The sequence below is a fragment of the Pseudomonas sp. H3_A02 genome (genome assembly GCF_054671965.1).
In genome coordinates this window covers 2,127,077-2,138,468 of the sequence record NZ_CP162807.1, presented here as the reverse complement: position 1 = coordinate 2,138,468, position 11,392 = coordinate 2,127,077, and the positions used below count along the sequence as shown (strand labels likewise).

The 11,392-nt window shown below is 61.4% G+C and carries 3 protein-coding genes; all 3 read left to right on the top strand.

The genetic code is table 11. From position 1 onward, the window contains the following. Positions 1 to 25 precede the first annotated feature (25 nt). On the top strand, positions 26 to 9,664 hold the full coding sequence (locus AB4N80_RS09280) for a hemagglutinin repeat-containing protein (protein WP_460081674.1): 9,639 nt from the start codon (positions 26 to 28) through the stop codon (positions 9,662 to 9,664). A 122-nt stretch (positions 9,665 to 9,786) separates the two neighbouring features. Then, on the top strand, positions 9,787 to 10,467 hold the full coding sequence (locus AB4N80_RS09275) for a hypothetical protein (RefSeq protein WP_163006685.1): 681 nt from the start codon (positions 9,787 to 9,789) through the stop codon (positions 10,465 to 10,467). A 337-nt stretch (positions 10,468 to 10,804) separates the two neighbouring features. Further along, entirely contained in the window at positions 10,805 to 11,284 is a 480-nt protein-coding gene (locus AB4N80_RS09270; RefSeq protein WP_003185723.1) for an Lrp/AsnC family transcriptional regulator, read from the top strand. Positions 11,285 to 11,392: the final 108 nt, after the last annotated feature.

Below are 11,392 nucleotides of genomic sequence, written 5' to 3'. Positions count from 1 at the left end.
GCTCTTGTAAATGGAAGACTTTCACATGGACGTGCGCAGCCCCCTGTCTCAAGGTATTGCCCTGGCTTTGGCCTCGATTGTATTGCTCAATCCGATCGTCGCCGCAGCGGCTGGTCTTGCGGTCGACGCAGCGGCAGGGGGCAAGACGACCATTGGGGCGGCGGGTAATGGCGTGCCGGTGATCAACATCAACGGCACCAACGGCAGCGGGCTGTCCCATAACAAGTTCACCGACTACAACGTCGGCAAGAACGGCGTGATCCTCAATAACGCCACCGGCAAGACGCAGAACACTCAGCTAGGCGGATTCATCCTTGGCAACGACAACCTCAAGGGCCAGGCCGCGCAAGTCATCCTCAACGAAATCACCAGCGGCAATCGCAGCCAGATGGCCGGCTACACCGAAGTAGCCGGGCAAGCGGCACGCGTCATCGTCGCCAACCCCAATGGCATCACCTGCAGCGGTTGCGGCTTTATCAACACACCGCGCGCCACCCTGACCACCGGCAAACCCATCATGGACGGCCAGCGCCTGGACCGCTTCCAGGTCGACGGTGGCGATATCAGTATTGAGGGGGCGGGCCTGGACGCCAGTGATGTCGACCAGTTCGACCTGATTACCCGCAGCGCCAAGCTCAACGCCAATATCTATGCGAAAAACCTCAGTGTGGTAACCGGCCGCAACGACGTCAACGCCGACAGCCTGAGCGCCACCGCCCGCGCCGACGACGGCAGCGAAAAACCGGAGCTGGCCATCGACAGCTCGGCCCTGGGCGGCATGTACGCCGGGGCGATTCGTCTGGTGGGCACCGAAAAGGGCGTGGGTGTGCGCCTGGCGGGCGACATGGCAGCCAGCGTGGGCGACATCCAGATCGATACCAGCGGCAAGGTCAGCATGGCCAACGCCAGCGCCAACCAGGCGGTCACCGTCAATGGACAAAATCTGGACGTGCAAGGCAAGGTCTACGCGGGTACCCAGGCCAACGTAAACACAAGCGGCAATGTGACGGTAGGCAAGAGCATCGCCGCTCGCGACAAAGTCACAATCACCAGCGCCGGCAAGGTCATCAACAACGGTATCGTCGAAGCCGGAGTGAATCCGGACAATACCCGCAACCAGGGTGGTGACGTAGCCATCACCGCCAGGCAACTGAGCAACACCGGCAACATCGTTGCCAGCCGCAACCTCGAGGTGGGTGCCAGTGAGGTGATCGACAATCAGAACGGCATCATCCAGGGCACCAACGTTGGCCTGACCAGCTCTCGCCTGGTCAACCAAGGTACGACGGCGCGGGTATTGGGGATCAATACGCTGTCTCTGTCGACGCCGGCCATCGTCAACCTGGGCGGTTTGATCCGCTTCGGCGACGGCCAGTCCGCCACCCTCAATCTCGACACCCTGGACAACACCGACGGCCACCTCGAACTGGCCGGCGGCAGCCTCGGTCTCAACGCCAAGCAACTGACCAACCTGCGCGGCTCAGTGATCGCCGACCAACTGCAAGTGACCGCCGAGCGCCTGGACAACCAAGGCGGCCTGATCGCATCCAGCGTCGGCCAGTCCATCCTCAACGTCAGCGGCCAACTCGACAACACCGACGGCGTGCTGCAAGCCCAAAGCTTGTTGGATGTCAGCGCCGCCGAGGTACTGAACCAAGGCGGGAAACTTGTCGCCGATCACCTCAAGCTCACTGCCCAGCGTCTGAACAACAGCGCCAATGGCTTGATCAGTGCCGAGCTTGGCAACAACGTATTGACCGTTACGCAAGACCTGGCCAATCAGGGCGGCCGGATCCAGGCAGCTTCCGCATTGAGCATCAAGGCCGGGAGCCTGGACAATGTGGGCGGCACGCTGGTGGGCCAACAGTTGACCTTGGTCAGCCAAGGTAACCTGAACAACCGGCAAGGCAAGATCAGCGCCGATCAACTGGCCGTCACCGCCCTGGACGTGGACAACACCGAAGGCTTGCTGCAAGGCACAAGCAGCGCCTCCCTGACCGCCCGTGATCTGAACAACCTCAAGGGCAACGTCAACGGCGGCCAGCTCAGCACGGGCCTGGACAGCCTCAGCCAAAACGCCCAAGGCGTGCTCAGCGCCGAAACCGGCAAGCTGACCATGGTCGTGACCCAACAACTGAACAACAGCGCCGGTCATCTCCAATCCAAAGTCGGTGATCTCGACGTCAGCGCAGCCACGTTGAACAACCAGCAAGGCGTGATCGTCGGTAAGCAACTGCTGTTGACTCAAAGCGGTTTGCTGGATAACCGCGGCGGCCGTGTGGTGGGCGATCAACTGACCGTTGGCGCCGGGCGCATCGACAACCGCGCCGGCGGCTTGCTGCTGGCCGGGACTGGTGGTGCGCTGCTGACGCTCAAGGATCAGGGCCTGACGCGGGGGCAATTGCTCAACCATCAGGGGCGCGTGCAGAGCGACGGCCATTTGCAGATCAATGGCAGCGACATCGACAACCACGGCGGCGTGCTGCTGGGCAGCAGCGTCGGGGCCAATGTCTCCAGCCTGGACAACAGCGCACAAGGCTCGACGATTGCCACCGCCGGTGCGATTGAACTGACGGTCTCGGGCGTCTTGAACAACGCCCTGGGCCTGATCGATGGCAGCGAGTCGACGGTTCGCGTGACCCAGACCACCCAGCTCGACAATCAGGGCGGCACCCTCACCGGCAAACGCCTGGACGTACAGGCTACGGTGGTGGACAACCGCAAGGGCCAGCTCCTATCCGGCACCGAGGGTTTGAAAGTCACCGCAACCACCGTGAATAACAGCGAAGGACTTGTGCTGGCAGGCGGTGGTCACGCCAATCTACAGCTTGATCAAGGAACGCTGAACAATCAGGGCGGAGCGTTGCAAGGCGATAGTGTCGAAGTGAAAGCCGCCGCTGTGAACAACAGCGCACTGGCCGACAAGGCCGGGATCATCAACGCCCAAGTCGGCGATTTGAAACTGGTGGTCGACAACCTGACCAACCAGGCAGGCCGCCTTTATGCCCAAGGGCTGCTCAGCAGCCAGGGCCAGATCCTGGACAACCGAGCGGGCGGTGAAATAAGCGCCAGGACCCTGAACCTCAACGCCTTGAACACTTATAACCAGACCGGCCTGATCGAATCGGGCGGTAACCTGCTGCTGACCGGCAGCAACCTGAATAACAGTACTGGCCGCATCCGCGCCATTGGCGGTGACCTAAGCCAGATTCTGCTCACGGGCGCCCTGAATAACCAGGACGGCTCCATCGGTATCACTGGCCAGGCGCTCAACCTCCAAGCTGACGCGATGAATAACCTTGCTGGTAGCGTCGAGCACACCGGAGCGGGTTTGTTCAAGATCGACCTTGCCAGCCTGACCGGCAACCAGGGCAGCATCACCGGCCTGGGCAGCGCCGACGTGGACATTAGCTCGATCAATGGCACCGGGCGCTTGCAGTTCAATGGTGCATTGGATGTGGCCGTAAACGACAGCCTCACCCTGCTGGCCGGCGACCGCATCGCCAGTGCCAGCGGCCTGACGCTAAGCGCCACGACCCTGAACAACAGCGGCGAAGTGCTCAGCGACGGTGACCTGGGCCTGACGCTCACCGGCGACCTGAATAATAACGGCCTGGTTTCAGCGGCCAAGGCCGTCAGCATCTCGGCGGGTAACCTGAGCCAAGATGGCGGACGCATCGCCAGCGCTGGCGATACCACCCTCACCCTGCGCGGTAACCTGGACAACCTCGGGCGCCTGATCGCCAACCAGAATCTCAAGATCCACGCCGCCCAAGTCGGCAACCGCGGAACCCTCGGCGCCATGGGCCAACTGGACATCTTCGCTGGCAACGGCATCAGCACGTCAGCCAATACCCTGATCTACAGCGGCGCCGACATGAACCTGCGCGGTGCCACCTTGAGCAACCTCTACGGCGATATCTACAGCAAGGGCAACCTGAGCTTCGCCGCCCTGGACAATGGTCAGGCGCAGAGCCTGAGCAACCGTTCGGCGAACATCGAAAGCGAAGGCGACATGAACCTCAATGTCGCCAGCCTGGAAAACACCAAAGACATATTCGAGATCGGCGAATCCCTTGTCAGCCGCCGTATCGACATCAACTGCACCGACTGTTCCGGCAAGCACCACACCGCGACGTTTATCGTCAACAGCACCTACCTGGGTAAAGTCATCCAGGATTCCCCGGCCGCGCGCCTGATTGCCGGGCGCGACCTGCTGATCAATGCCGGTACCGTGGAAAACAAACAAAGCCTGCTCGCAGCCAACCGCGACGCATTCGTCAACGCGACAAACTTCTACAACCGAGGGGCAACCCTCGACCAGCGTGTTGAAAGCACCACTTACTTCCTGCACGGGGTGAAACAGGGCGACTTCCGTTGGGCAGAATCAAACGCCAATGCCTGGAACGCGGCCAATGCCGGTAGCGCTCCCGACCAGCAGCAACCCATTCCGGCGGCGATCACTCAGTACCCACTCATCGGTCAGAGCAGCGTCGTGCACAACGGCACCCAGGCGGGTTACGCGTCGACCTTGCAGTCCGGTCGCCAGTTGAACCTCACCGTCACCGGCAACCTTGAAAACGGCACCTTGACTCAACAGGCCAGCGCTCAGCTGTCTGGCCAGAGCCTGACCAACACCGTTGGCCTGGTCGGCGGCCAAACCATCACCGTCAACGCCCTGGGCAGCGGCGGCAGCACCCAGGTCGCGGCGGATGTACGACGCGTCGAGCGCGTCACTGCCGACGGCAGCACCCAGGTCAGCTTCGTGCCGGTGGACTTTGCCGGCGTGCCTTTTGTCACGGTCGATCCCACTGCGCTCGCCACCTATCGCCTGCCGGAGGGTGACTATGGCCTATTCGTGCGCAGCCAGAATCCGGACAGCCGCTACCTGATCGAGACCAACCCGAACCTGACCAACCTCTCGCGGTTCATGAGTTCCGACTACATGTTCGGCCTGTTGGGCTACAACGACGACCGTAGCTGGCGTCGCCTGGGTGATGGTCTCTACGAGACCCGCCTGATCCGCGAAGCGGTGCTGGCCCAGACCGGTCAACGCTTCCTCGCGGCCAGCCTGACGAGCGACTATGAGCAATACCAGTACCTGATGGATAACGCCATCGCCTCCAAGGACGCGTTGCGCCTGAGCGTCGGCGTAGCCTTGAGCGCCCAGCAAGTGGCGGCGTTGACCCACGACATCGTCTGGATGGAAACTCGCCAGGTGCAGGGCCAGCAAGTGCTGGTGCCGGTGCTTTACCTGGCCCAGGCCGAGTCGCGCAACCTGCGCGGCGGCAGTCTGGTGCAAGCCCGTGACATTAACCTGATGGCCGGTCGCGACCTGACCAACGTCGGCACCCTGCGGGCCAGCAGCAACCTGTCGGCCGAGGCAGGGAACAACCTCTATCAGGGCGGCCTGACACAGGCCAGCGAGCGTGTGAGCTTGATGGCCACCAACAGTATTCGCAACGCCCTGGGCGGTGAAGTACGCGGCAATCAGGTCGACCTCACTGCCGTCAAAGGCGACATCGTCAACGAGCGCGCCGCCATGGAGGTACTCTATGGCTCCGGCTCGCGGACCAACCTGGATCAAGGCAGCCTGATCAGCGCCCGTCAGCAATTGAATGTCAACGCCGGGCGCGACCTGACCAACAAAGGCCAGATCAACAGCGACGGCAATGCCACGCTCAATGCTGGACGCGATGTGGACATGCTCGCGGTGCAGGATCACACCTTCACCCAGAATGCGATCCGCCGTGGCCTGGTGACCAACGAAACGGTCAAGACCCTCGGTTCCAGCGTGACCACCGGTGGCAACCTGGAAGTGAACGCTGGACGCGACATGGCGGTCGTGGCGAGCCAGGTCAAGGCGGGTAATGACCTGGCCCTCAATGCCGGCAATGACATGGCCATTGTCTCGGCCCAGGACGAACAGTCCTCGACCTTCTCCCAGAAGAAAAAAGGCTCCTGGGGCAAAAGTAAAACCATCCAGAGCGCGGACTCGGCGACCACCAACGTGGCTTCGCAGATCGAAGCCGGACATGACCTGACCGTCAACGTCACCCAGGACAAGGACGGTCGCATCGGCCTCAATGGCGGCCGCGACGTGAGCGTGATCGGCAGCCAGCTCAAGGCCGGCAATGACGTGTTGGTCGGTGGTGCCGGCGACGTGAACCTGATGTCGGCGCAAGAGCAGACCGACAGCAGCTATAGCATGAAGAAAAAAGGCAGCTTCGGCCTGAGCAAAAGCGGCAATAGCCGCAGTTCCAGCAGCATCACCCAAGTGGGCAGCGAGCTGGACGCCGGTAACGATGCCGTGGTGGTCGCTGGCGGTAACGTCAATCTGTCCGCCAGCCGTATCGATGCCAAGCGCGATGCGCAATTGCGCGCCGGGATGATCGACAAGAACGGCGACGTCAACCTGATGGACGCCGCCAACGAGTCCACCAGTCAGAGCGAGAAGTACAAAAGCAAAGTGGGCTTCAGCACCTCCGGCAATTTCATTTCCATCGCCTCGGCGAAGAAGTCCGGGCAGGAAAACCTGCAAACCCAAAGCGTCGGCAGTCAGGTCAACGCCGGCCGTGATGTCACCTTGCAAAGCATCCGTGACGTGAACATGATCGGCAGCACCGCCGAGGCAGGGCGTAACCTGCAAGTGGGTGCTGGGCGCGACGTCAACGTGTTGGCCGGTAGCAACAGCCAGGACCAGAGCAACTGGAAATCCACGAAGCAGGCCGGCCTCTCCCTGGAAAGCGACCGCAACGGTTTCACTGCGTTTGCCGGGCGCGAAGCGACTAAGCAAAAGTCCCGCGACGCCCAGCAGACCGCCGCCGGCAGCCAACTGGTGGCCGGCCAGGACATGACCGTCCAGGCCGGACGCGACCTGACCCTCGAAGGTGCGGGCCTCGACGCCGGACGCGACATCAGTCTCCAAGCCACGCGCGACATCAATGTCGATGCCGCCGATGAAACCTTCATCCAGGAGCGCAGCAAGACCCGCGACCGTAACGGCCTGACCGCCAATATCAGCCACAACTATGGCAACACCATGGATGCCATCAACGGCACTGGCAAAGGTGAAGACAACGTCAGCAAAGCCTCCAGCGTGCTCAGCACCGTGGACGCCATCAACTCCTTCACCTCCGGGCCCACCAGCGCCACCCACTTTGGCTCGGCCAGCCAGGGCACCAGCTCGCGTTCGGAAATTCGTGACAACGTCCCCTCCACTTTGAGCGCCGGACGAGACATCAACGCCGTGGCCGGCAACAACCTCAATGTGCGCGGCAGTCAGTTCGAGGCCGGGCGCGACATCACCCTGGTGGGCAAGAACGTCAACCTCGACGTGGCCCGTGGCGAGATCAACGAGGAGAGCCAGACCACTCGCAGCCAGGGCGGCATCAACGGCCAGAGCGGCGGTGGCAGTGGCCGCGCCGGGATTGGCGGCAGCAATGGCGTGGCCAGCGAAGAGCTGACCCAGGGCACCAACAACCCAAGCGTCCTGCTTTCCGGGCGGGACACCAACATCGAGGCGAGCGAGAACCTGAACATGGTCGGAACCCAGGTGATCGCCGGCCACGACATCGACCTGCGTGCCGGCAAGGACCTGAACATCCGCGCCGCGCAGAACGACTCCAGCAGTGAGTCCACCCGTCGCAGCGGTGGTGGCGAGGTCGGCATCGCCGTGGGCGGTAAAGACTTCATCGCGGTCTACGCCAGCGTCGACATGGGTAAGGGCAAGCTGGAGCGCGAGACCGAGAAACAGCAGACTGCCTACCTCTATGCAGGAAACCAGTTGCGCTTCAACAGCGGCAACGACACCACCATCGCCGGCGCCAACCTGCGCGCCAACGAAGTAGTCGGCCGCGTTGGCGGCGACCTGCTGGTGTCGTCGGTGCCGGACACTGGCAAAGTCAGCGGCAAGCAGTTCGATGCCAGCGTTACCGTCAGCATCGGCCTGGCCGGTGGTGGGGGCGTCAGCGGCTCGGTGGGCGTGGGCAAGACCACCGGCAAGACCCATTGGGTCGAGCAGCAAACCAGCATCACTGGTAAAAACGGCGTGGATATCCGTACCGAAAAACACACCCAGATCGACGGTGCGCTGATCGCCGCCGACAACGGCAAGCTCAAGCTCGACACCAACACCCTGGGCTTCCGTGACATCAATGGCGTAGACAAGGAGCACAGCTACTACGTCAACGTTGGCGGTGCCTTTGGTTGGGGCGCGGACGCGGGTAACGGCGCCAAGGCCACCGGCGGCAAGGACGTGGCCTTCACTGGCGACAAGAGCCTGAGCGGCGCCCCCAAGGAAGGCTTCAATGGCTGGAGCGTGAGCGGCTACGACTACCGCAAGGAGCGCGAGCAGGACGTGCGCGCCACCGTCGGCGCGGGCAACATCATCGTGCGCAACGATGCGGTTACCGGGCAAACCTCCACCGGCGGCCTCAACCGCGACCCGTCCAAGGCCTACGACATCACTCGGGACAAGGAAAAGCGTACCGACCTCTATGTGAGCGAGTCGTCGTTGAACTCGGTGGGCAACCCGTCGCAAACCTTGGATCGGTGGAAAAAAGGGCTGCAGAACTATGGCAAGAGCAGTTCCGACCTGTTCAAACCCTATGGCGACATGACCGGCCTCACCGAAAAAGCGCTGGAGGAAAATCCAGGCCTGGCACCTTTGGCGTGGATTCCGGGCGTACTGCAAGCTGCTTTGGATAAAACCTCGTACGGGACCCTGGGCCTGATGCCGGGCGTGATCAGCCACGGCGGCGCAGCGACGCAACTGCCGGTGCTGCTCAGCGGTGATATGAGTTTTTACCGCACTACAGTGGATTACAAGAAAGACTCCACAGGCAAGATCATCATGGACCCGAAAACCGGCAAGCCGCTGGTGGATAAGGTCGACTTCGACTTGATTGTGCGTCCTGACGCCAAGGGGGTGATTGCCATCAACGGCATCCAGAACTCGCTGCAAGATGCAGCGGTGAATGGCAGCATGCAAGGCGGCAAGGACAGCTTCATGCAAGGCTACAACCCGGAGCACGGCCTCCTGGGTGACCTGGTGGAGTCCCTATGGGACGTGGCCTTGGGTAGCGTCAAACGATCCGGTAACGCGCAACAGGTGAGTGAGTTCTACCAGGCGGGTATTGACCAGGGGTTCAAGCTGGACTTGGTGGGCCACAGCCAGGGCGCGTTGCTCACCTATCGAGGGCTTGATGGTCTGCAATTTGGCAACAGTGCAGGCGGCATTCAACTGTCTGGCGCGCCAGTGTTCGCGCAACACTTCTTTGACGCCGCCCAAGAGGCGGGCTTCAATACCGACGGCAACAACGCGGTTTTCCAGGTCAACCGCCCGGACAGCCAAGTGTTCTTTGGCATGTTGCCCAAGACAGACACCGTCTCCGACTTGCTGGGCCACAATGCCCTTAACTCCAGCGACCCGATCACCCGGTACCTGGGGGCTATATTCACAATCCCTGGCCTCCTGGGTAAGGAGAGCCCGCACTCCAACTATTTGTGCCAGGTGAAATCCATGTGCCAAACAGGCACTAACCAAGTGCAACAAGATTTCAAGAACGGCACGACTACCGACAAAGACGGGACGACGAAAAAGACTTACATCGTGCCAACTTTCATCGACAAGAACGGTAACTCCTTCGGCGCCTCGCTTTGAGGCCCGGGCGCGTTGCCCTGACGCTGCTGCCCGTGGCCCTGTGGGGCTGCGTGCCCGCGCCGCGGGTGCATGAAGATGATAAGCGGCTGAGCCGAATGCTGTGTGAAGTGGGGGAACAACGGGTGACCCTGAGCCCACGGTTCTCCTACGACCTGCCAGGGCCATTGCGGCACACGCCGTGCGGCACGATCAAAAGCGGCTTCAACTATGACAAGGTGCGCGACATTCAGTCGGCGAGTGCTGCAGGCGGCTTTCGCTCCGATGACCTCGTCGTACTGGCCTCATCGCGCTGGATAACCGTCGAAAGCCTGCTTGACGGCAAGGACGAAGGGACGCTCTATTCTCCCGAGCAGTTCCTGCAAAACAAACTCGCCCTGATGGACCTCCCCCCAAGCAAGGCACGCCCCGAAGGAATCGATTGGGTCACGCGGCAAGGCATGCAATGCTTGCGCTTCTATGACATTTGGCATAGCCCGACGAATGCATGGGAAGAAGACGTCACCTACTGGTGCTGGGAAAACCAGAGCGGCTTGAAACAGCCATTCTCGGTCAACGCCGGCCAACGCTTGCCCGAAGGTAGTAAAGGCTACGACCTGGATCAGGCGTTTATCCTGCCTTTTTTCCAAAGCCTGAAAATCAATCGCCTGTCCGATACCGCCCTGGCGGAGGCTGACGCAAAAATCAAGGCTGCCTGCGCCCACGTCAAATCTCGTTATGACCAGCATCTGAATTGGGGCAGCGACTACCCGGACAAACGCCTGACCCGCCAACGCCTGCGTTCTTGCGGATATGACGCGCCCTAGCCAAAGCAGAATCTGCGCCCAATAAAAAAGGGAGACCCGTCGGCCTCCCCTTGAGAACTTCGTCCGTGCGCGACGCTTATGACGTCGGCTCACCTCACGCCGTCTTCTGGACGGTGTGCAGCTCGGGGGTCTGCCAGTACCGGTGGGTACTGCGACCGCAGCCGGCCTGATTGGGCGGGCTGCACTGGACTGTTTGTCCGAGCAGTGATCTTGGTGGTAAGCATAAGCGTGGGGTGCCGACGGATGATTGCGAAGATTGCTTAAATAAACATCACTTGCGCAATTTTTAACCCCGGATAGATAATCTGCCGCAATTATCAAGATAAAGGCCCGACCGATGAGCAAACTCGACCGTTACGACCTGAGCATTCTGGCGGAATTGCAGCGCGACGCGCGCATCTCCAACCAGGAACTGGCCGAACGCATCGGCCTGTCGCCCTCCCCTTGCTCGCGACGGGTCAAGCAGTTGGAAGATGACGGCTACATCACCCGCCAGGTCGCCCTGCTCGACCGCAAGCTGCTGGGCCTGAGCCTGACGGCTTATGTGCTGATCGGCATGGACCGCCACACACCCGAGCGCTTCGAGAACTTCGAAGCCGCCATCCGCAACCTGCCGCAAGTGCTGGAGTGCAGCTTGGTCACCGGCATGGACGCGGACTATCAGCTCAAGGTGGTAGTGCCGGACATGGACCATTACCAGAAACTGCTGTTGGGGCACCTGACCCGGATCGATGGCGTCACCAGCGTGCGTTCGAGCTTTGTGCTGAACCAGGTGCTTAACAGTACCGAGCTGCCGTTGACGCACCTGCGCAGTTGAAGGCGCCATCGCGAGCAGGCTCGCTCCCACATGGGTTCCGGGTGCTCACAGAAATCGCGCCTACCGCAAATCCCTGTGGGAGCGAGCTTGCTCGCGATAGCGGTGGTT